The organism is Providencia sp. PROV197 (assembly GCF_028479625.1).
Taxonomy (GTDB): Bacteria; Pseudomonadota; Gammaproteobacteria; order Enterobacterales; family Enterobacteriaceae; genus Providencia; species Providencia vermicola.
Genome location: NZ_JAMPNZ010000004.1, coordinates 102611 through 125907, shown reverse-complemented (window position 1 = coordinate 125907; position 23297 = coordinate 102611). Strand labels below are relative to the sequence as shown.

The 23297-nt window shown below is 41.5% G+C and carries 20 protein-coding genes; 8 read left to right on the top strand and 12 right to left on the bottom strand.

Going from position 1 to position 23297, the window contains the following annotated elements; all coding sequences use genetic code 11:
* Window positions 1-177, bottom strand: coding sequence for a DUF2526 family protein (locus PR808_RS02440; protein WP_206083981.1), 177 nt, complete (start codon window positions 175-177; stop codon window positions 1-3).
* 66 nt (window positions 178-243) lie between these two features.
* Entirely contained in the window at window positions 244-804 is a 561-nt protein-coding gene (locus PR808_RS02435; RefSeq protein WP_272538622.1) for a helix-turn-helix domain-containing protein, read from the bottom strand.
* An 81-nt stretch (window positions 805-885) separates the two neighbouring features.
* Here PR808_RS02435 and PR808_RS02430 point away from each other — a divergent pair, with 81 nt between their 5' ends.
* Window positions 886-1554, top strand: coding sequence for an AzlC family ABC transporter permease (locus tag PR808_RS02430; RefSeq protein WP_206083983.1), 669 nt, complete (start codon window positions 886-888; stop codon window positions 1552-1554).
* Between the two features lie 2 nt (window positions 1555-1556).
* Window positions 1557-1874: an AzlD domain-containing protein gene (locus PR808_RS02425; protein WP_272538621.1), complete on the top strand. Its 318-nt coding sequence runs from the start codon at window positions 1557-1559 to the stop codon at window positions 1872-1874.
* Between the two features lie 38 nt (window positions 1875-1912).
* Here the strand turns inward: PR808_RS02425 and PR808_RS02420 are convergent, their stop codons facing one another.
* Both PR808_RS02420 and PR808_RS02415 read right to left on the bottom strand, forming a co-directional pair.
* Window positions 1913-2101 carry a YegP family protein gene (locus PR808_RS02420; RefSeq protein WP_206083985.1) on the bottom strand — a complete coding sequence of 63 codons (189 nt, stop codon included), beginning with the start codon at window positions 2099-2101 and terminating at the stop codon, window positions 1913-1915.
* Between the two features lie 293 nt (window positions 2102-2394).
* Window positions 2395-2709 carry a hypothetical protein gene (locus tag PR808_RS02415; protein WP_272538620.1) on the bottom strand — a complete coding sequence of 105 codons (315 nt, stop codon included), beginning with the start codon at window positions 2707-2709 and terminating at the stop codon, window positions 2395-2397.
* A gap of 274 nt (window positions 2710-2983) precedes the next feature.
* Between PR808_RS02415 and PR808_RS02410 the strand changes: the two genes are divergently transcribed.
* On the top strand, window positions 2984-3988 hold the full coding sequence (locus PR808_RS02410; RefSeq protein WP_206083987.1) for a luciferase-like monooxygenase: 1005 nt from the start codon (window positions 2984-2986) through the stop codon (window positions 3986-3988).
* Between the two features lie 93 nt (window positions 3989-4081).
* On the opposite strand, the gene PR808_RS02405 is transcribed toward PR808_RS02410, so the two are convergent.
* The 4 genes from PR808_RS02405 to hxpB all read right to left on the bottom strand — a co-directional run bounded on the left by PR808_RS02405 (window position 4082) and on the right by hxpB (window position 7886).
* Window positions 4082-4468: a YkgJ family cysteine cluster protein gene (locus PR808_RS02405; protein WP_206083988.1), complete on the bottom strand. Its 387-nt coding sequence runs from the start codon at window positions 4466-4468 to the stop codon at window positions 4082-4084.
* Between the two features lie 413 nt (window positions 4469-4881).
* Window positions 4882-6273: an L-cystine transporter gene (locus tag PR808_RS02400; RefSeq protein WP_206083989.1), complete on the bottom strand. Its 1392-nt coding sequence runs from the start codon at window positions 6271-6273 to the stop codon at window positions 4882-4884.
* Window positions 6274-6453: 180 nt separating this feature from the next.
* The gene (locus PR808_RS02395) at window positions 6454-7029 is read right to left on the bottom strand and encodes a metal-dependent hydrolase (protein WP_272538619.1); all 576 of its coding nucleotides are present in this window, start codon (window positions 7027-7029) and stop codon (window positions 6454-6456) included.
* 191 nt (window positions 7030-7220) lie between these two features.
* The gene (gene hxpB, locus PR808_RS02390) at window positions 7221-7886 is read right to left on the bottom strand and encodes a hexitol phosphatase HxpB (RefSeq protein WP_206083991.1); all 666 of its coding nucleotides are present in this window, start codon (window positions 7884-7886) and stop codon (window positions 7221-7223) included.
* 365 nt (window positions 7887-8251) lie between these two features.
* Between hxpB and PR808_RS02385 the strand changes: the two genes are divergently transcribed.
* Window positions 8252-8791 (top strand): YniB family protein, encoded by a 540-nt coding sequence (locus PR808_RS02385; protein ID WP_206083992.1) that lies wholly within the window; start codon window positions 8252-8254, stop codon window positions 8789-8791.
* 513 nt (window positions 8792-9304) lie between these two features.
* Here PR808_RS02385 and PR808_RS02380 read toward each other — a convergent pair.
* Complete coding sequence (locus PR808_RS02380; RefSeq protein WP_206083993.1) at window positions 9305-10171, bottom strand: fructosamine kinase family protein; 867 nt, start codon at window positions 10169-10171, stop codon at window positions 9305-9307.
* A 268-nt stretch (window positions 10172-10439) separates the two neighbouring features.
* On the opposite strand from PR808_RS02380, the gene PR808_RS02375 reads away from it, so the two are divergent.
* Genes PR808_RS02375 through PR808_RS02360 form a run of 4 tightly spaced genes read left to right on the top strand, consistent with a single transcriptional unit; the run spans window position 10440 to window position 20564 of the window.
* A complete protein-coding gene (locus tag PR808_RS02375; RefSeq protein WP_272538618.1) occupies window positions 10440-12278 on the top strand; it encodes an AAA family ATPase in 1839 nt (612 codons plus the stop codon).
* A gap of 4 nt (window positions 12279-12282) precedes the next feature.
* The gene (locus tag PR808_RS02370; RefSeq protein ID WP_206083995.1) at window positions 12283-12912 is read left to right on the top strand and encodes a 4Fe-4S single cluster domain-containing protein; all 630 of its coding nucleotides are present in this window, start codon (window positions 12283-12285) and stop codon (window positions 12910-12912) included.
* Between the two features lie 15 nt (window positions 12913-12927).
* A complete protein-coding gene (locus tag PR808_RS02365; RefSeq protein ID WP_272538617.1) occupies window positions 12928-19218 on the top strand; it encodes a protein kinase domain-containing protein in 6291 nt (2096 codons plus the stop codon).
* Window positions 19215-20564 carry a hypothetical protein gene (locus tag PR808_RS02360; protein WP_272538616.1) on the top strand — a complete coding sequence of 450 codons (1350 nt, stop codon included), beginning with the start codon at window positions 19215-19217 and terminating at the stop codon, window positions 20562-20564. Before PR808_RS02365 ends, PR808_RS02360 begins: the two co-directional genes overlap by 4 nt.
* A gap of 105 nt (window positions 20565-20669) precedes the next feature.
* Here PR808_RS02360 and PR808_RS02355 read toward each other — a convergent pair whose 3' ends face one another.
* Genes PR808_RS02355 through PR808_RS02345 form a run of 3 tightly spaced genes read right to left on the bottom strand, consistent with a single transcriptional unit; the run spans window position 20670 to window position 23297 of the window.
* A complete protein-coding gene (locus PR808_RS02355; RefSeq protein WP_206083998.1) occupies window positions 20670-21536 on the bottom strand; it encodes a metal ABC transporter permease in 867 nt (288 codons plus the stop codon).
* On the bottom strand, window positions 21529-22410 hold the full coding sequence (locus tag PR808_RS02350; RefSeq protein WP_206083999.1) for a metal ABC transporter permease: 882 nt from the start codon (window positions 22408-22410) through the stop codon (window positions 21529-21531). Before PR808_RS02350 ends, PR808_RS02355 begins: the two co-directional genes overlap by 8 nt.
* Window positions 22407-23297: a manganese/iron ABC transporter ATP-binding protein gene (locus PR808_RS02345; RefSeq protein WP_206084000.1), complete on the bottom strand. Its 891-nt coding sequence runs from the start codon at window positions 23295-23297 to the stop codon at window positions 22407-22409. Before PR808_RS02345 ends, PR808_RS02350 begins: the two co-directional genes overlap by 4 nt.

The window sequence follows — 23297 nt, the reverse complement described above, 5'->3', positions numbered from 1 at the left end:
TTATACATCATGATGCACAAAAATAGCCTCTCTTAAGCGCTGTTGCTGCTCAAAGCGTTGCTCTTGGTTGAGTTCTGCATCATGGGAAAGCTGCATAAGCATTTCGTTCATATTGTGAACGGAATTTTCATCAAGCAGTAAATTCACTTTTTTAACAATTTCATCATAGTGGGACATAGTTACAACTCCAACGTATTTGTTTTGGTGTAATCATAATGCAAAACAGCATTGATGGTTATGCGATTAGTTTTGTTTATCGATGATCATAACTGCCATGGTATTAGGTTCTAATGCGCGCATAATGTGGGGGGCATCACCAGGGTAGTGAATATAATCCCCAACAGCTAACTCAATAGGGTTATCTAATGGGCCGACTAAGGCCCTACCAGCAGTGATAATAATGTGCTCACTAACACCTCGCATATGCGGTTCTGACACACGGTCACGTCCTGGTTGTGCAATCACAGTGTAAATATCGCGACGAGAGTTATCTGGGGCTGATGATAATAAAAAGGCTAAATAATTGGCGTGTTCTGCGCTGACAGGAATTGCTTCACCGTGGCGTATTACGGTTACAGTCTCTTGTTTTTCTTCAATTAAACGTGCAAAAGGGATATCTAACGCAACGCAAAGTGCCCACAATGTTTCAATACTTGGGTTTCCGCTGCCCGACTCCAGTTGTGACAGGGTGGACTTGGCAATGCCTGCCTTGCGTGACAGTTCAGAGAGCGACAACCCACTTTTTTGCCGTTCGCGAGCGAGGGCTTTTGCGATAAGGTCAATGGGTGGTGTGGGTAAATTCAATTTTCATATCCTATTTAGATTGCACTTCGCCGTGATGATCATCATAATGAACAAATGTATTTTATATCGAACGGATTGGAAATGCTAACTTCAACATTCAATTCCACACTGAATAATAGCACAGTGAAAAACATCGCTCTTGTGTGTTTTGCTGACTTAATTGTGGGAATTTCATACGGTGCATTGGCACATTCTCAAGGGTTTGACTTTTGGGTGCCTTTAACACTATCAATATTAGTGCTTGCGGGAGCATCTGAGTTTTTATTTATCGGGGTAATCTTTACGGGGGGAAGCCCTATTTCCGCTGCTTTAGCTGGTTTGCTGGTTAATTCACGTCATATTCCATTTAGTTTTGCAGTGGGTGATTTAACAGGGAAGGGAAAGAAGGCACTTTTGGGTTACCACATTATGAACGATGAAAGTGTGGTTTTTGGTCTTGCTCAAGAAACAGAAAAAGAGAAGCGTGCTGCTTTTTGGCTGTGTGGTATCGGTATTTTACTTTGTTGGCCACTTGGGGTAATTATCGGAGAGGTTTTAGGCAGTTTTATGGATGATACCCACGTATTCGGTATGGATGCTATGTTTCCTGCGATTATTTTAGCACTTTCATTACCCGCATTAAAAGATAAACGATTGAGGTTAACCGCCATTATTGGTGCGGTGATTGCTGTTGCAACCACTCCTTATTTACCTGCTGGTATCCCTGTTTTATTGGCGCTATTGAGCTTAGTTATTTATATAAGGAAATAATCATGATGGGTAATCCGTGGTTAATTTTTACAGGCATCATGATATTAGCTGTTGGCACATACCTTATGCGAGCCTCAGGGGCCTTACTTAAAGGGCGCGTGGTGTTATCAGAAAATAGTAAAGTGTTGTTTTCTGCTGCTGCGATTGTGATTTTATTTTCTGTTGCAGTGACCTCGACGTTATTCGCTGGGGATACATTTTCAGATTGGCCAAAGGTTTTGGGTGTTTTGGTGGCAGGGGTACTTACTTGGTATAAAAAGCCCTTTATTCTTATTGTATTGTCTGCTGCTGCTGTTACGGCATTATTACGCTTAATCTAATAAAAAATTGCCCCTATTGGTATATAGGGGCAAACGAATTATACGGTGAGGTCTTTAATGGTTTCAGAGGACCCATTTTTTTGCACGGAGGCGATGCCTTTTAGTGCAGATTGTTTAGAAGCATACATCTCACTGGTGGCAATAATTTCATGATTAGCCGCTTTTAATACAAAGTAATAAGGCTGAGCCACATCTTTCGTGGATTTTTTCAATTCATAATAGCCCATGATAAGCTCCTGCGTTTAAATGGAAAACTAAATATCTAAATAAGGAAATAAGCAGAAAAAACGTTCCACTTAAAATAAGATTAGCTGTTGTTAGGTATTATTACTAGTGAGGGGACAGTATTTAAGAGAAACTATAAAAAAAGCCCCTGATAAACAGAGGCAATCGTAGGATATATAGAACTCTTTATTGTCCTTTCAGCATATCGGTATCTTATTGATTATGCTATTTGGTTATGCTTATCAATAAAAAAGGTTTTACCGATACCATTAACAAGGTTAATCAATATTACCCTTTACTGCGCTGTGGGGGCGTTAGCAGGTTTTGGCACAGGTGTGTTATTCGTAGTAAATTCAGGGGCTTCCATTACAGTAACTTTTACAACATAGCGTTTGCCATCTTCAATTTTAGGCGCATTATTCGCCAATTTTTTCACTGTTTCATTTGGCGTCGTGGTTTGTTCAGCTACGCTGTACACCATATTATGATGATTACCCATATGTGGGCGTTGCATGTTGTTATTCCCACCATTGCCCATATTCGCTGCGGTTGCTGCAAAACCCACTGACATTAACGCTAAAGCGAATAAACCTGCATTTAATTTTTTCATTTCAATTTCCTCATCTGGTTGATGAAACCATCATTCACGAAAATTTTTCGTAGCTCAATCGCTTTTACCTCCCTTGACTGAAGCTTCATAATTACTGCACTTTTTATGCATGCTTAATTCATAATTTAGTAAAAACAGTGGGTTAGTAGACTAAAGTTTACATTTTTATTCCAGTTGTGCTAATGAGGATTTCTATTGTGGAGGCTAAGGACGCAATAGACTAGGATGGTAAGTTAGGTTCAATATCACCATAATCCTAACAAAGTGAGCGTATATGTCAGATAAAAAAATTCCTCTTTCTTTGCTCGATCTTGCTCCAATAACTGAAGGATCAACGGCAAAAGAGGCTTTTTCCCATTCTCTTGACCTTGCTAAATTAGCAGAAAAACTGGGGTATCATCGTTATTGGCTTGCTGAGCACCATAATATGACTGGGATTGCCAGTGCAGCGACATCGGTACTCATTGGCTATTTAGCTGCGAATACGCAATTGTTACGGTTAGGTTCGGGAGGAATCATGCTACCGAATCATTCACCTTTAGTGATTGCCGAGCAGTTTGGTACGCTTAATACACTCTACCCAGAACGTATTGATTTAGGGATAGGGCGTGCACCAGGGAGTAACCAGCAAACGATGCAGGCTCTGCGCCGCCATATGAGCACGGATCTTGACAGTTTCCCACAAGATATTGCCCAGATAGTCAATTGGTTTGATGCGACTAATCCTGACCCAGGAGTTCGCCCTGTTCCTGGTTTTGGTGAAAAAATCCCTGTTTGGTTATTAGGATCAAGCCTTTATAGCGCGACACTTGCTGCAAAATTAGGCTTACCTTTTGCATTTGCCTCCCATTTTGCCCCTGATTTGCTATTGCAAGCATTAGAGGTTTACCGCACTAATTTCCAGCCATCGGCAAGGCTAGCAAAACCTTATGCGATGGTGTGTATTAATATCATTGCGGCAGATACACAGCGTGAGGCCGAATTCTTATTTACCTCGATGCAGCAAGCTTTTGTTATGCTGCGTCGTGGGCAGACCTCCCAATTACCACCACCCGTTGAAAACATGGCTAATATTTGGTCTCCAGCTGAAGAATATGGTGTTCAGCAAGCACTTGGGATGTCATTGGTTGGGGATAAATCCAAAGTTCGACATGGCTTAGAAACAATTTTACGGCAAACACAAGCGGATGAAATCATGGTGAATGGGCAAATTTTTGATCATCAATCGCGCCTATATTCGTTTGAACTGGCGATGCAAGTTATGAATGAATTGATCTAATTTATTTGAAAGGACGATATTTGCAGGGAAGCAATTGTTTGATTTAAAAATGAATCAAGAGATAACCCAGAAAAACTCTGGGTCATTGACGGGTTAGCAAGCGATTTGTGGATGATGTGGTTCAAGGGGAGGTAGCCCATGAGCTGCACGTGCACGGTCGCATGCCTCATTATAGATACCATCTTGCCAAGATTGCTCAAATTCACGACAAGGCGTAGGCCGTTGTGCATAAATGGAGCAAGACACACATTCCCCTACCGTGCCTTGTAGCGCGCTACAGCGTGTATTTTGCTTTTGATTGGTGCCATGCATGCAGCTCATGAAAGGGGTGATTTGCTCGGTTAAATGTTGTGGAACAACGCCACCGCCACTTTCTGCCTCAGCCCAATAAAAAGAGACACGAAAATAGGCACAACAAGCACCGCAGCTTATACAAGGGTTCTCTGAAGGGTCGGTTTTTAGAATATGAATATTTGACATAACAAAACCAGATATTGATGTTGATAATATCCCCGTAGAATACGGGTTGACGCAACACAAGCAGGAAGCTCAAGAAAACGTTGCTCGAATTTTATTATCTTATGTAAATCCAGTGAATTGCAATGGTTTTTAGTGGAAAAGACTAGGTTAGATAGTTATTTTTGATTTAAATAAAATTAAACGGCAATTTACAGTCATAAAAAAACCTGCCGTGTCGGCAGGTTTCAGACTGCAGACAAACCGATTAGGTTTGACTGCAGGTTGGATAGGTTTTGAAAATAAATTAGGAAAATCAATTTATTGGTTTTCGACTGATAACACAAAGCAGGAAAAACGACGCTTTTATCCTGCTTTGTCAACAACCTCAAACCTGCCGTGTCGGCAGGTTTTTCCAGTAAAAATAAGCTAAGAGACTAAACGTGTTTTAGTTCAGCATCATCATCTTGATTAAACACCGCTTTATCTGTTTCACCCATTAATTGACTAGTCACTGTTCCTGCTGTCATTGAGCCGCTGACGTTAAGGGCTGTACGGCCCATATCAATTAATGGTTCAACGGAAATCAACAGCGCAACTAAGGTTACTGGTAGGCCCATAGCAGGCAGGACGATTAATGCAGCAAACGTCGCACCACCACCCACACCAGCAACACCTGCTGAGCTCACAGTGACAATACCGACTAACGTTGCGATCCAAAGTGGGTCAAACGGGTTAATTCCCATGGTTGGAGCGACCATGACCGCTAACATTGCAGGGTAAATACCTGCACAACCGTTTTGGCCAATTGTTGCACCAAAAGATGCCGAGAAGCTTGCAATAGACTCAGGGATACCGAAACGGCGTGTTTGCGTTTCAATATTCAAAGGGATACTTGCAGCACTTGAACGGCTGGTAAAGGCGAATGTCAGAACAGGGCCAGCTTTCTTAAAGAATTTAATTGGATTTAAGCCAGTTGTTGCGACAAAAATACCGTGGACAACAAACATAATGCCGAGAGCGACGTAAGACGCAATAACAAAGGTGCCTAAGTTAATGATATCGTGAAGATTCGAGCTTGCGACTACTTTGATCATCAGGGCCATGACACCGTAAGGTGTTAAACGCATGACCAAACGAACTAATTTCATTGCCCAAGCTTGCATAACATCAATTGCCGCTAACGCTTTTTCACCGCGCTCTTTATCGTCTTTAAACAGTTGTAATGCAGCTACCCCTAAGAAGGCTGCAAAAATAACCACACTAATAATTGATGTCGGGTTTGCTCCAGTTAAATCCGCAAATGGATTTTTTGGAATAAACGATAAAATCAGTTGCGGTACGGTTAAATCAGAAACTTTACCAATATAGTTAGTTTCAATGGCGCTTAAACGTGCAGTTTCTGACTGACCTTGTACTAAGCCTTCTGCAGTCAGGCCAAACAGGTTGGCAATCAAAATACCGACTAGGGCTGCGATTGCGGTCGTTAACAGTAATGTTCCAATCGTTAAGAAACTAATTTTGCCCAAGGAAGACGCTTTGTGCAGTCTTGCAACAGCACTTAAGATAGATGCGAATACCAATGGCATAATCACCATTTGTAATAGCTGCACATAACCATTACCAACAATATTAAACCAAAGAATGGAGTCTTTTACTGTCTGGTGGCCGCTTCCGTAAACGAGATGCAGCACGACACCATAAGCGACACCAAAGACCAGACCGACTAACACTTTTTTAGACAGACTCCAGCCTTTTGCTCCCAGTTTTGCCAACAGTATCAGCAGTGCTACAAAGCCGAGCACATTAATAATTAGAGGAATATTCATTCCGAACTCCAAATCGTTTTTTATAAGGTATGTGACTAGCCCTTTAATCCTTATTAGTTATAAGGATTTAGTTGCTTCTAACAACTGGTTATATGATATCAACAGAGAAAACACATTTCTTATACTAAATAGTAATAAGATAGTATTATTCATGCTTACATTATATTACAAAACTGAAAATTATGTAGGGAAGCGTATATCTAGCTGATTTTGTATATATTTTATTACACTTTCTACCTGAGAATAAAAATCAAAGTGATACCCTGTAGGCAATAAGCAGGCACAAACCGTCAAAACGATTGCAATAAAACGTTCACTACGTTTGCTATTTTTGCCACGGATAATGGGAAAACAGAAACGTTGAGGTAATGGCCATAAAAATGGCACCCCTGACGGTGTTAGCATATCAGCAACTAAATGGCTCAAATAGCCTAATAAAAAAGCGTGAATGAGGTCATTAGGAATAGGCCATTGCAGGGGGATCCACTGATAACATGAAAGCATTAATAACAACCATGCAAGTAAGCTATGAGTGAAACCGCGGTGACCACATAGCTTAGAAATGGGAAGTGAAAAAATACGTAGTAGCCGTCCAGGTAGAGAAGATGGATGATCAATATCGGGTAATAATGCACCTAATAACGCGCCTGGAACCAAGTGCAGCCAATCACCTTGAGCAAGCTCAGGGGTGACTTGGAGTTTATGGGCCATTATCAAAGAGGCGACGGAAAAAAGCAGATGCCCTTCAGCGGTCATGGTGGATAAAATACCATCTGTTTATCTATACAGTTAATTGGCAGTATAAAGTGTTTGAAAAGAATAAGATAGAGGAGACAAGGTAAAAAAACTCTTATTTATTAGCAAATAAGGAAAGGATTTAATATTTTTTGGTTATTCCCCTACCTAAGTCAGATAGGGGTGAACATAAATTACACACATGGCTATAACTAGCGTAAATGTTTTGATTCTAATTCATTTAGAGAGCTTAATTTAATATCCGCTAAACCAAAACGTGGATCATTAAAGTGTTTGCTATCTGGCACGACAATAGAGCGCATTCTCGCGGCTTTGGCTGAAATCATACCATTAAATGAATCTTCTAAAGATGCACAATGAATTGGTTTGGTTGATAGTGCAGAAGCAGCTTTCAGATAAACTTCAGGGTGTGGTTTACTCAATGGTAAGTCAGCCGCTGAAATGACAGCAGAAAAATAGTCGCGAATATCCAGCAGATTTAACACTTTTTCAAGCATATACAATGGTGATGCAGATGCCAGTGCAATTTTTAAATCCATTGAACGACACAGTTCCATAGCATGTTGCACACCAGGTAAAATAGGGCGGGTTTCTTCAACTAAGCCCACAACGCGGTCGATAATCCGTTGTTTGGCTTCTTGTTGGCTGCATCCATGCCAAGGTGAGGCTTGGTACCAAAGCTCAACAACATGGTCAATACGTAAACCCAAAGTATCAGGCAGAGTGTTGGCAATCGCAAGGTCAACGCCTAACTGTGAAAAGACCTCAAGTTCAGCTTGCTCCCAAAAAGGTTCCGAATCGATCAATAAACCATCCATATCAAAAATAACGGATTGGATGGGAAGGTTATGGTACATGTTAAAACTCCATTCATGTAAACCCTATTGCCAATAAGCTTTACCCTTGTGGCAGTAGGAATTAAGGGAACTTACCCAGCGATAATAGTATTTATTTACTAACTGACTATGATATCAGCAAACGAACAAATATTCGTATTAATTGAATGGGTGATTGTAACAACTCAACACTAAAGCGAATAGGCACAGATGGTGAAAGTTGTTTATCTAATGTGTTTTTAAAAATGTTTAAAGTTCTGAAAGTTATTACACAATCATCATTTTACAAGGTAAATTTGGAGGCATTTAATAATTTCGGCTATTATTATCCCTGAAAAGTCACCATGAAAATTTATCGAGAATAATAACTCTGAGGAAGAGCAGTAATGAATTACCACAATGCTAATTATGTCGCAATCGGCAAACGTATTCTGGGTTGGGTTGTTTTTCTGGTAGCTTTAATTTCGACGTTGGCGTCTTTAGTTAAACTCGCGGGGATGAAAGGGCTGACAGGTGAGGGGATCAACGCTGTTGCCAATGATTTTATTAAACTAATGGCGGAAATGACACGGCAAACCACACCATTTTTAAATTTTTTCTGGAATAATTCGCCTGTACCACAAGTTGCCAATGGTTTTTCAGGTAGCAACCTTGGCTTTATTCTTATCTTTATCTTTATTTTTGTTGGTTTGGCTCTCAGTGCATCAGGGCTAAGAATGTACCGACAAATTAAATTTATTCGCGAAAGCCTTGAAGATCATGTGATTTTGGAAAAAGCCAAAGGTATCGAGCTGTCCAAAGCAGAGCTGGAAGCAAACGTCACCATTCCAAGGCACACCATTTTTACCCAATTTTTTATTCTTTATTTCTGGCCAGTTGTACTTTTAATAGGGCTGTATTTTATCCTTAAATTACTTAACTGGTAATTTTCGTCATACTTCGAACTGTAGCGGTGTTGGCCTCACTCAGCTACTTGGGTCACATACTTGTGTATGCTCCCCAAGCTATCTTCGTTTGCCGCCTAGCTACAGTCCGAATTATTTAGAAAATACGTTTTTGTCATACTTTGACCTGTAGCGGTGTTGGCCTCACTCAGTATCTTAAGTCACATACTTGTGTATGCTCCTCATCCCCGTCATATTTCAAACCGCAGCGTTGTTGACTACGCTCATTCGCGCTAGTCACATACTTGTGTATGCTCCTAACGACTCATTCACTTGTCGCCTAGCTGCAGCTTGAACTATTTAGGGGATGGATCCCGCGTGTTATTCAAACCGCAGCGTTGTTGTCTGCACTCAGTTACCTTAGTCACATACTTATGTATGTGATTAAGGGTGCCTTCGTTTGACGCCTAGCTGCAGTCCGAATTATTTAGAAAATACATTTTGGTCATACTTTGACCTGTAGCGATGTTGGCTTCACTTGCCTATTGTTCCTTTTTATTCCTTTAATAACAAATCAACTATCTTTTGGGCGTGCAGGTAGCTTTGCTCATTACCGAAAATATGGGCTTGATTAAGTAAATAATATAATTGGTAAATAGGTTGCCTATCTAAAAAGCCATTTGGCAGCGGCCAAACACTTTGGTAACCATCAATAATTTGAATGGGAATATTTTTATACAATGGCAACATCGCAATGTCGCATTCTCTATCACCCCAATAACACGCAGGATCATAAAGAACTCCATCGATTTGATGGGTAATGGCACAGTTAGCTGGCCATAAATCACCATGTAATAAAGAGGGTTGTGGTTGGTGACCTGTTAATTTATTTTTAACAATATCGACAATTCGCTGAATATCACCAAATACCATGCCTTTTTCAGAGGCTAATTGTAATTGTAAGCCAATGCGTTTTTCTGCAAAGAACGAATTCCAGCGTTTTTCCCAGCCATTTGGTTGAATAATAGTACTTAACATGGTGTCAAAATCAAAACCATAACTAGGCTGTTCTTCCCATTGGTGTAAACGGGCAAGCTGTTGACCAAAATGCCAAGCGTTGGTGGTATCAAACGGTTTTAAAGGGAAGTATTCAAGAAGAAGAAAACTATGGTGCTTATTACTCCCCACGCCATATACCTTGGGAACGGTGATTGTTTGGCTTTTGGCGAGCATTTCAAGCTGTTCAGCTTCTTGCTTAAACAAAGGTAGAAACTCACGTCGATTTTGTTTAACGAATACTGTGTGTTCGCCATAGTCGATTCTTAGCGTATGGTGAATATCACCACCAGAGAGAATGACTTTGTTACGCAGCTCCGCTTCACCTAAGTGTTCACTTAATAAACGACACATTGCTTGCCACATGACTCACCTCGCTCTGCTTTGGTCTTCATTAACACAATACTATAGCGGCAGTTTGGGAATTAACAGTGATAATTATTTAAAAAGAAGCACCTATCACGAAATAACCGTTTAAGAATTTTATTCATTAAAATAAATTATCACAAATTTAAAGATAGCTGTTTTTGAACAGATTGAGAATGTTCAGATATTTGTCTATTAAAGCGATATGCCAGCGCGTTCCTTGTTTTATTCAGGTAAACTGCAAAAAATGAAATAATGAGGGGAAGCCATGCATACTGATTTTCAAAATCCACGTTGGTTAAGGGACTTACTGCGATTTATCCCGCTGAAAAGTCAGTTTGTGTTATTTGGTAATGTTCGCGATTTACAAGCCAGTGAAATTGCGCCTTCAGTTGTCACGCCTTTACCATTTAACCAGTCTTTATTTAATAGCTTATTTAAAGCAGGTTATGCATATGCGCTGACTTACACGCCATTAGTGGGCTTTCAATGCTTAGCAAACCCCGCGCAAGATGCCCAAGAAACTGAGGCCGTTATGCAACGGCTTGGGTTAAATATTACTGAGGGTAAAGCAGCTGGTGGCATTGATATGTTGAATCATCTGCTTGAACGGCTTATTCAAGATAAACAAGAGCCTATTGCCTTATGTATCGACTTCGCTTCTTGTTTAATTTCCCATCATGATAACCTCACCCCTGCAGAACACAGTTTATTTACTCGTGCATTAGTTGCATCACATCAAAGCAAGGCAAGGCCAGCAGGGGAGCATCATCAGCCGTTCTATAATACGGTGTTTTGGATAGTCGAAAAAGAAACAGATTTACCCGATTGGTTTGTCATTAATAACCCACGTATTCGAGCTATTCCTGTTGCCAAACCTGATGGTCAAGTGCGCCGTTTATTAGCCCAAAGTTTATTAGGCTCGCTGGTGGATTTTAATGGTATTGAAGAAGCTGATAAGCCACAGATAATTAATGACTTTGTTGATGAAACCGAAGGGTTGCTTTTATTGGATTTAACGGCAATTGTGCAGTTGGCGCGTATTGAGCAGGTGCCTGCAGCCAGTATTCGCGATGCCGTTCGCCGATATAAAGTGGGGATCACCGAAGATCCGTGGAAAAAAATTGATAAGCAAAAAATTCATCATGCTCCAGCTGTGATTTCACGTAGAGTAAAAGGCCAACAACATGCTGTTACGCATTTATTAGATATTATCAAACGTGCAATGACAGGGGTTGGTAGCCATAAAGGTGGGCGTCCTCGCGGTGTATTGTTTTTAGCAGGGCCTACAGGTGTTGGTAAAACGGAACTTGCCAAAACGGTGACGCAATTACTGTTTGGTGACGAAAGTGCTTATATTCGCTTTGATATGTCTGAATTTAGTGCCGAACATGCAGACCAGAGACTGATTGGAGCCCCCCCAGGTTATGTGGGGTATGATTCTGGTGGTGAATTAACCAATGCTATCCGTGAAAAGCCATTTAGCGTGGTTTTGTTTGATGAGATTGAAAAAGCCCACCCTCATTTAATGGATAAATTCTTACAGATTATTGATGATGGAGTTTTAACATCTGGGCGTGGTGATCGCGTATATTTTTCGGAATCGTTGATTATTTTTACGTCAAACCTCGGTATCTACCGTTTAGATACTAATGGGGAGCGGGTGGCCAACGTCCAGCCACATGAACCGTTTGAAACGGTTACGCGTAATGTAAAAAATGAAATAGAACGCCATTTTAAATTGGTACTTAATCGCCCTGAGCTACTTAACCGTATTGGTGAAAACATTATTGTTTTTGACTTTATTCGTCCAGACGTTGCTGAGCAGATTTTTGAGCAAATGGTGGATAACATTTTGTTAGGCTTAGAAAAGCAGCTTTTAACTATTTCAATATCCGCTGAAGCCAAAGAGGCGTTAAAAGTGAGTTGCTTGGCGGATCTTTCTAATGGTGGACGTGGGATCCGTAATCAATTGGAAATGCATTTGATTAATCCATTATCGAGAGCAATTTTTGATCAAGACATACAAACCAATAGCGCTTATCAAATTACGTCCATTCAAATGGGGGAAAATACGCAAATCATGTTAACCGCGGTTGGTAATTAACTTAATGAATATTAGCGTCTCACGTATTCATTTTCCTGTGACAACCTTAGGACCAGGGAAGCGTATTGGTATCTGGTTTCAAGGTTGTTCATTGCGCTGTAAAGGGTGTTTATCTCCCGATACTTGGCATGTGAAAGAAAGTTATCTTACGGTGGCAAAGCTGATTAACCAAATTGTAGAATGGTATCCTGTTGCGGATGGTATCACCATTTCAGGGGGCGAGCCATTCGAGCAGCCAGATGCCTTATTTGAACTTATACGTGAAATAAAACAGCGATTTCAAGGGGATATCTTAGTATATAGCGGTTATGAATGGGATGTGATTGAAGATAGAGTTAAGCGAATGAATCCCTACATTGATGCGTTGATCAGCGAACCCTTTAAAGTCGAAATACCGCAAACATTGATGTTAAGAGGCAGTGATAACCAACAGCTTCACCTTCTAACACCGCTCGGAAAGACATTATTTAAGCAATACCAACGCGTTATAACACCAGAAGATAAGAAATTGGATTTAGCCTTCGATGAACAAGGGAGACTGTTTCTGGCGGGGATCCCTGAACGTGATGATATGTCGCGGTTGAGTCAACTCCTTGCTCTGCAAGATAACACTTTAAAACAACTCAAAAAATAGCAACGAGAGAGAAGGATGACGATGATACGCTTTTGCCCGCATTGTTTAACAGAACGGCCGCTGACGGAAATATTTTGTGCGGGGCAAATCCAAACAGAGCAAGGAAGTTTCCAACGCTGTAGTTGGGACCTAACATTAGAGCCTATTCATCCAAAAGGATGGCGACCAGAAAAAGAGCAAGTGACTCCGCTCGAAACTTCAGCTTCAAACAGTCATCAAAGAGAAACAGATAACCGTCAAGTACGCTACTGTGAAAATGGACACCCAATAGCTGCAGATGACTTTATTTGCCTCGAGTGTGGGGCTGATGTCGCAGTAGAACCCGTCATTGAAGCTGTATCGTCATCCTATCCTCAAATAGGCTCTTGGCGTATAGAAAGACGGATTAATGGTAGTGATAGCCCCCGAGAACGCTACTTTGTCACGCATTGTACTGAAGAAAAACGTGGTGTACTGACCCTGTATCAAAAAGGGGAGGAGCCAGATCCCAATATTTATCAAGTCATTAAGCGTACCCCAACTGAGCATGTTCCCGAGTTTTATGAAATAGGCCGCTATGAAAACCGTGCATGGCATGTGACTGAAATGCTTGAGGGGGGATCATTAAGCCAATTTATACAACAAGGTGAATTTTGGCAACCTCATGAAATTCCTAGATTAGTGGAAGAAATGGGGCAGGCTCTTGCGGCGTTTGCAGAACATGGGCTGCGTCATCGTAATTTGTGTCCCGCTAATTTACTTATTCGTCGTCGTCATCCCTTAGATATCGTTGTGATTGAATATGGTTCCGCCTGCTTATCTGAGTTTGACCTTGATATTGTTACACCGCTGGATATTTCTCGTTATTCAGCACCTGAAACGCTAGCGGGTGGTGTCAGTGCAGCATCTGATTGGTGGAGCCTAGGAATTATTCTCTTGGAACAACTCACCCAAGGGCAGTGCTTTACCCAGGTTCAAGATAATGCCTTTCTTATCCAGGTTATGACGAATGGCGTTGATTTACCTGATGATTTACATCCGAATATTCAGTTGTTATTACGCGGGTTGTTGTGTCGTGATCGTTTTTTACGTTGGCAATGGCCACAAGTATCAGCTTGGCTACAAGGGAAGCCTCAACAAGCTCCTCAAATTCAAGAAACCAATAGACAAAGCCATTTCCATACGCTGACGTTTGCAGGGCGGCAATTCCAGCAACCTGATGTATTTGCATTGATGGCCGCGGAAGCTAGCCATTGGGATGATGCGTTGCCACTTTTATTTCGGGGGGATATAAGCTCTTGGCTCGCACAATTTGAAAATAGCCAAGCGCAATTAGTAAAATTGCAGGCATTGCTGGATAGTGATTTTCATCAAGAAAATCTCGATGACATTAAGCTGACCTTCGCTTTAAAAATCTTGAATGAAAACATTCCGTTGATTTACCGCGGTGAGATAATTACCCCTGCATGGTTGTTAGAAAACCCAAATTTAGCTTTTGCATTGATTAGCGAACCTCTTAACCAATACGTTCAAGATATTGACCCACAGCATTGGCTAGTACAGCTTTATCATCGCCAATACTTGGTGCGTGAACGTGCAAATCAGTTAAACATCATTTTGAATGAAGAAAGCCTCAGATTGTATTTATTGATTACGTCAATCAATCAATTATCGGCAAGATGGGCGCTCTTTCATGCCCAATTCCCTGATTCACATAATGAAAGTTTACAAGGGCTATTTGACAGGCAAAGTCCACAAGAAATTGATTACATTCTATTATTGAGTGCGGATATTGGCCAATTTATTTCAGTGTCAGCATTAGTTGAACAGGCATTTGAACTCGCTAAACAAAACGATATTCATAATTTTGATCATGAAATCGCCAAAAAGCAGCTTTCACTAACGCGTAAGGAATTGTATTTACTGCTTAGTGAACGAGTAAGTGACTTCAAGCGAATTGGGTTGGCCGTTTTAGACAGTTGGGTTGACCAGTTTTTATTGATGCGTAGGCTTTCACTTAAGAAAATATTGGTATTACTGGCAGTACCCGTAGAACACTGGCAAGTTCCTGAATCACAAAAATATGTACTAGAAGTGTTGCGCTTTTTTAACCAAAAACTAACGGCGGTGACACAGCGGGGTAATTTAGTTCGCATGCGTTTAACGCCAAATACAGGGCGTATTGATTTAACTGAGTGTGATAGCGCAGTTCGCCGTGCAAGCACATTATTGGAACATCTACTTAATCGTAAAAAAGGGTTGATAACGATTGATAGCGATATGTTGCTACAGCGAAAAGGTGTGAATAGCCGCTTAAGAATGTTGCAAGCAGATACGCAATTATATCAAAGGGATACAGGTATAAATGGAATGTATCTGGGATTTCCTTTTTTAGTACTGAATACCCAGCCAAACCAAATTAAACCCCGAATTGCCCCATTATTTTTATGGCCAATTTCAATGCAATCGGCTATTGCACAACAAAGTCCCATCCAATTGAATTTTGACCACGAACGAGGAGCCGTCCGTCTTAACCCTGCATTAGCGAGTTTTGTCGGTATTCCTGCAATGAGTCAATGGCAGGGAGCGTTAGACACGTTATTGTCTAAAGCAGGCTTGACCATTGGTGAAGTCATGGAAAGTTTGTCAGCATTGCTGCCAGTACAAGACCTTGATTTAGCTCCATTACCTGCATTAACCGACCCAGTTGCTGAAAACTGTGCGCAAATTGCCTGTTCCGCGGTGCTATTTCATACCTCATTTATTGGGCAGGCGATGAGTAGCGATCTACAGCAAATCGCGAATACCTCTATTGCTCAAACGGCGTTGTCGACCTTACTGAAAGTGAATTCAGTTAATATTCAAGAACCTGTTATGGACTCCGAAAATATCCTGAGCCCATTTGCGTTGTCCCTTGCTGACCCCTCTCAAGAACGTGTCGTTCAAGCGGCACAGCAACAAACTGGACTATTGATTGAAGGGCCACCAGGAACAGGGAAAAGCCAAACCATCGTTAGTTTAATTGCAGATGCATTAGGCCATCAACAGACAGTATTAGTGGTATGCCAAAAGCCTGCGGCGCTTGAGGTGGTATATAAGCGATTGGTTGCCAATGGTTTAGGCGACAGAGCGTTGCTCATCAACCAGAACCAAAAGGGCCGTGATATTATTTTGGCGGTACGTGAACAAATCGAGCAACTGTGGAACAAAGAAAACAGCGTATTATTTGAACAAGATTGGCAGGAAGAACGCGCTAATTTACTCTACCGAGTACAATTTTTTGAGCAAAAACTCGATGGTTATTACCATGCACTCAACCATGTTGATGAGTATTGGCAGCTGTCTTATAAGCAAATTTTAAGTCAATTAATTGAGGTTGAAGATTCAGAGCGCTTAAACATCCAGAATGATGCGTTAGCCCCAGTATTTAATGAGTTTAATCAAACCAAATTTGCCCAACTTTTTGATGATGTAAACCAGCATGCTCAGGCCTGGTGGCAACTCGATTATGAAAATAGTGCACTAAAAGCATTGGCCCTGTTTTCTGTGAACGACCATCAATATACGCTGTTTAATCAATATATTGCATTATTTATAGAGGCTGAAAAGCAGCGTGATCAGGTGTACCAATCGGATTATCACCGTATTCAACTCACTGAACTGACAAGCCATGAATTAATTCTGGAACAACTAAAACGGCATTTGGGCCTGCAAACGCAGGCGCAGTGGCAAAGCTTATCCCAGTGGCTAGCTTTGTTTATCAATTTACAGGGTTCAGTCACCACAGGTAAAACAGTTATTGAACAATTAGAACAATACTATCAACGCTTATTATTGATTGACGTGGTGAATACAGATTCACTGTTGTTCCCACTGTTTAAGGGGATTGAGTCGAAAAAACTGGCTCAGCTATCTCGCGCAGCAATTGAGTCAATGCAAGGTTCATGGTTACGCTTCCTCAACCCATTTTATTACGGGCGCCATAACCTGTTACAGCAATTTATAGCGCAAAGTGGGGTAAATCAGACGAGTTTGCCTGTGTTGCAAGCAACGATTGAGGTAGAGCAACAATGGCGTTTGATTGCACAAGAAATTATGCCTATTTATCAAAAAATGGGTGTTAATTTTGAACAGGATTGGCGAGCTCACTTACCGCAATTAATTGAGCAATTAAAATGGGTGGATAATACGAGCCAATTATTACTTCAATACCCTGAAATTTCACATTTTTTATTCGCTATTATTGATGAACAACAAATCGGGTTTGAACGCCAGTGCCTTGAGGTGCAGTCTGCGATTGCAAGAGTTAAAGCACAACGTGAAAGCACGAGCCAATTAAAACGTATGGCGTCTGTTTTTTCACCTCAGACGGTTGAACGTTTCCAATGTGCCATTAATAAAGGAGAATCATTTACGGACGAATTAGCCCAAATATTCCAAGAAAAAAATAACTTATTAAAATATCAATTATTTAGAATGGAAACGGCTAATTTTACTCAACAACATTGGCAAGTTTTATCAATATTATACCCTGTCGCTGCGCAATATATTCATGAGAATAGCCACCAAAAAGATTGGGTTGCGGTACTGAGCCAAACCATTAGCTACGGTTTCTATCACTTTGTCAAAGCGCAATTTGATGCCAAATTACCTGCACTTTCAACTAATAATATACAATTTATGGCGGATTTAGCGGAACTTGAAAGCGCACAGAAACAACTGCAATCGTTTAATCGTACAGCGCTGACACGCAATTATGACTTAGCTAAAATGGGGGGGCGCCGTGAATGGGAAGAAATTACACGCCTTGCAGGGCCAAGGGCGCGCCGTTTAAGGGAGTTTATTAATGAAGGACGCGAAATTGGCTTGATGCAATTACGCCCAATTTGGCTGATGACACCTGATGTGGCAAGCCAAGTATTGCCATTGCAAGCGGCAATGTTTGATAGTGTAATTTATGATGAAGCGTCTCAAATGCCGATTGAATTTGCATTATCTACCTTGTTTAGAGCGAAACAAGCCATTGTCAGTGGTGATGAGAAGCAAATGCCACCATCGAAATTCTTCACAGGGAAGCTGGTTGAAGAAGACAATCATGATGATGAAGATGAACAGCAGGAAGAGGCCGATGAGGAATGGGATTATCGGCAAATTAGTGATTGCCCTGACTTGCTGCATTTAGCGCGTACCGTATTGCCTGTGCATACTCTAGATATCCACTACCGTTCGGCATATCGGGAACTGATCAACTTTTCAAACTTTGCTTTCTATGAAAACCGGTTAAATATCCCAGCACAATTTTCAGCAAAATTAGTTAATAAAATTAAGCCGCTACAACTTGTGGCGGTTAATGGTGTGTATACAAATCAAACAAATGAGGCAGAAGCAGCAGCGATTGTCGACCATCTTGCAACATTATGGCAATTACCTTTTGCACAACGCCCGTCAGTAGGCGTGGTCACCTTTAACCAAAAGCAAACAACATTGATTAATCAACATATTCGTTTGCGTGCGGAGCAGGACGACGAATTCTTGGCTGCCTATACTCAAGAAAATCAACGTTTTTTAGATGAAGAAGATATGTCCTTTTTTGTCAAAAATGTGGAAAACGTGCAAGGAGACGAGCGTGATGTGATTTTATTTTCCACTACATTTGGCCGTAATACACAAGGGACATTTAGGCGTAATTTTGGCGTATTAGGGCAATCAGGGGGAGAACGTCGTTTAAATGTTGCGATCACACGGGCACGACAACGTGTGGTCATTATGTCTTCGATGCCTATTGAAGAAATATCGGATTTATTGACAACCTATCGTAAGCCTGAAAGCCCGCGAGATTACTTACAAGGTTATTTAGCTTATGCAAAAGACGCATGTGATCCGACAAAACAGAAAGAAAACCAAAAATTGCTTAACCGAATGTGCCAAACTCAGTTTGCCGTGCAGGATACACTTGAGGAACCAAGTGCGTTTGTCGCTTCAGTCGTTGAATTTATTCAGGAAAATGGTTGGCAGGTAACGGTATCTACAAAAAAAGAAGTGTTTCATTTTGATTGCCTGATTGAAGATAAAATAACTGGGCAATTACTCATTGGTATTGAATGTGACATGCCCTCACACCCACTTTTGCATACGGCTAGAGCGCGAGAGTTATGGCGCAGCAATATTTTAAGTCGCGTGATCCCCCAACGTCACCGCATTTCGATTATTGACTGGTATAACAATAGAGCATTAGCGCAGCAACAGTTACAGGACGCGATTGTCCACGCATCATTAAATTTAAATGGCTCTAAGAGCATGGCGACTAATCAAGAGGGCGAGTTATGAGTTCATCTGTGCATCGTATCAGCGTTAGGGAAATGAATGAAATCCAGTGTCGTCGGCAATTGGCTGTGACAAGTAAAATGTTTCAACAATGGCAAAAAATGGCCAATACAACCCAGTATCATCAGTCACGTATTGAGCAATTAGCCACATTATTTCAGCAGCTTTCAACGAGTGACACTGCCACATTGCCTGCACGCCAGTTAACGGTGTTGAAAAATCAATTAAGTGAGTTGAATGGCACATTGAAACACGAGATTCAAACCGTTCGCGAACAACAACTTGAACAACAGGCATTAGTGGCAAGAACAAACGCGCACCGACAGCACAACCTAGAATCTTTATCCGCGTTAGTTCGTGAAAAACTTCCCCATGAAAAACAGCTAATTGCGGAGTTAGAAAATGCAGATACGATGACCGAAAAGGCCACGAGCTCACTCATTTTCCGCGCACTCGCCGTATTAAATGACGTGCAAAATCAGCTTTCACCATTTGCTAATCAATTATTAGATCAGTTAAAAGCTCAATCTGATGGTGTCCCTCAATTTTGGCAGCACGGAGCACCATTATCACCATTTGCCAAGCAATGTGAGCAAATTTTACTGATGATTGAAAAGCTTAAACTGGTGGAATATTTGTCTGAAGTACAAAGTGCACAGCAACAGCTCACTGAAATTCAAGCCATGAATGAAAGCCCACAGCGCCACTTACGAGCCGATTCACTCATCCTAATGTTGGCTAAGCAGTTGAAAGAAAGCCAGCAACATACTGAGTTAGTTGAAAAAATTGAACAGCTTTGTGCTGAGCTTGCTATTTTTTCTGATGAGGAAAATACAATAATTATTAATGAGGCATTAGCTTCAACGCATTTAAGCTCAGTTGCTGAGTTGATGTCACTGGCTGAACAATTAGATGCACGAATTAATTTCGCGGAACAGGCGTTTGTCGCAGAGGCGCAAAGAAGAACGGTGCTAGACGGCTTAGGTAAGCTGGGTTATCAAGTCCAAGAAACGGATGTTAAAACCTGGATGGATGATGGTAAAGTCGTGGTCAGGCACCCTGCAACCCCAGGATATGGTTTAGAGTTGGGGGGAAAACAAGCTCGTTTTCAAACACGTACAGTGGCATTATCCACACAAAGGGACACTCAACGAGACAAAGATATTGATGCAATTTGGTGCAGTCAGCATCAGCAATTGCAAGCGTTAATTGCTCAATCGGACGCCGAGCTGGTGGTTGAACGTGCATTGCCCGCAGGAAGCGGCGAAATGAAAGTTTATGATATGGAAGCGGCTGAACTGCAGAGAAATACCGTTGTACACCAGCGACCTCGCACACTACGTAAATAAGCGATTACTCATAATTTATCATATTTCAAAAAAAGGCTGCTCTAACTATATAGGGTAAATTCAATAGCTTAGATCAGCCTTTTTATATGAACGTATGATTTTAGTTTAAGCTGTGTGCATACTTTGGGGATTTGTCTGGCTCCGTTTACGGGCTAATACCAGCTTGCTATAGATTAGGGCAATAACAAAATAAACAGCTTGAGTCACCACGATGGTTGGCCCTGTTGTTGCATTAATATGAAAGCTAAGAATAGTACCAATGACGCTAGATGTCACTGAAGCGATAATGGCGACGACCAGCATTTTGCCAAAGCTACGACAAAGAACGAACGCAATAATTCCTGGTGAAATCAGCATGGCAATGACAAGAATGATCCCAACAGCTTGCAGTGAGGCAACAATGGTCAACGCTAATAATGATAACAAACCATAATGAATCAACTTAACGGGTAAGCCAATCACGCGAGCTTGGTTTGGGTCGAAGCAATACAGCATAAAATCTTTACGTTTCAGTAAAATAATTGCAATCGTGATCCCAGCAAACAGTAAAATCTGTTTAAATTCGCTATCGGTGATCCCCAGAATATCGCCAAATAAGATGTGCGTCAGGTGTTGCTCTGTATCGATTTTAGCAAACATCACTAAACCGATAGCAAACATTCCTGAAAACACAATCCCCATGACCGTATCTTCTTTTATTCGACTGTTTTCTTTGAGATAACCCGTGGCGACGGCACAAAATAACCCTGAGGCAAATGCCCCAATTGCTAATGGGATACCCAGCAGCGAGGCAATAATGATCCCTGGTAAAACAGCATGGGAAATAGCGTCCCCCATAAGAGACCAGCCTTTTAACACCAAAAAGCAAGATAAAATCGCACACACAGTTCCTGTTACGATAGCGGTGATTAATGCCTTCTGCATAAAAGGAAATGCGAATGGTGCCATCAATAAGTCAATAAAATCACTCATGAGAGGCTCCTTGCTGGTGTAATCGGGCGACTTCTTTTTTCGCCTTGCGACGAGAGGCAAAAATGCCGTGCTTCGGTGCAAAGAAGAAAGCCAATAAGAAAATCATGGTTTGCAACGTGACGATTAACCCACCTGTTGCGCCATTAAGGTAGTAGCTGATATATGCACCAACTGCGCTGGTCACAGTACCGATAGTCACGGAGATGATTAACAATCGCTTAAATTGGTCAGTCAGTAAGTAGGCCGTGGCGCCAGGCGTGACAACCATTGCTATCACTAAAATAGCCCCAACCGTTTGCAGTGCGGCGACTGTACAGGCGCTTAATAATGTAAAGAAAATGATTTTTAAGCGTAAGGGGTTTAAACCGATGGAGCGCGCATGGCTTTCATCGAAAAAGACGGCTAAAAGGTCTTTCCATAAGCATAATAAAACGATGAATGAAACACCGATAATTATTTCAACTTGAAGCACATCCGCATCTGCAATGCCTAAAATATTACCAAATATAATGCTTTGCACGTTTACCGAGGTTGGGTTTAATGAAACAATTAATAATCCCGCAGCGAAGAAAGTGGAAAAGATAAAGCCGATAACGGCATCTTCTCGCAGGCGAGTTAAATGTTTTACCAGCGTCATGGCAAGTGCCGCGAGGATCCCCGTAAAAAAAGCACCTGCAGCATAAGGTAAGCCTAATGCATAAGCTCCAGCCACCCCTGGAACAACGGAGTGGGAAAGGGCGTCACCCATCAATGACCAGCCTTTTAGCATTAAATACGCAGATAAGAATGCACAGACGGCACCGACAATGGCGCTCACCCAAATGGCTTTTATCATAAAATCGTATTTAAAGGGCTCTAATAACAAATCAATCATTCTTCACCCTTTGGCTGATTTTTTCTCACTGGTGCATCGTGATCATGACCATAAAAAACCGCAGCCCTTTCATCATCGGTAATGACGGTAATTGAGCGAGGGTCATCATCATCATGCAGTTCTTGCCCTGACAGATTGATGTGGCGTAGTACTCCTCCAAAGGCCTGCTGAAGGTTTCTTTGTGTAAACGTCGTTTCAGTTGGGCCACTGGCTAATACGGTACGGTTAATCAAGATGACTTGGTCGCAGAACTCAGGGACGCTCCCTAAGTTATGAGTGGAAACCAAAATGAGGTGGCCTTCATCACGTAAACTGCGTAGCAGATCGATGATGGCATTTTCGGTTTTTACATCAACCCCCGTAAATGGTTCATCTAAAAGCAAAACTTTACCTTGCTGGGCAAGGGCGCGAGCCAAAAACACCCGTTTTTTCTGCCCACCAGAAAGTTCACCGATTTGACGATGTTCAAGGCCAGCAAGGTCAACACGTTCCAGTGCCATCTTCACGGCGTCTTTATCTTCTTTTTTGGGAATACGGAAAAAGCCCATTTTCCCGTAGCGCCCCATCATGACAACATCCGACACTAAAACAGGAAAGTTCCAGTCAACTTCTTCTGTTTGCGGGACATAAGCAATAATGTTTTCTTTTAAAGCAGTTTTAATCGGTTGGGCATTTAATGTCACGCTGCCAGATGATGGGGTGACAAGCCCCATAATGGTTTTAAAGAGCGTCGATTTTCCACTACCGTTTACACCAACGAGTGCACAAATGGAGCCTCCCGTAATATTAAAACTCGCATCATAAATTGCGGTGTGACCGTTATTGTATGTTACGGTTGCATCATCAACGACCAGATTGGGGTGCTCAAATTGATTAGAGTGAGTCAT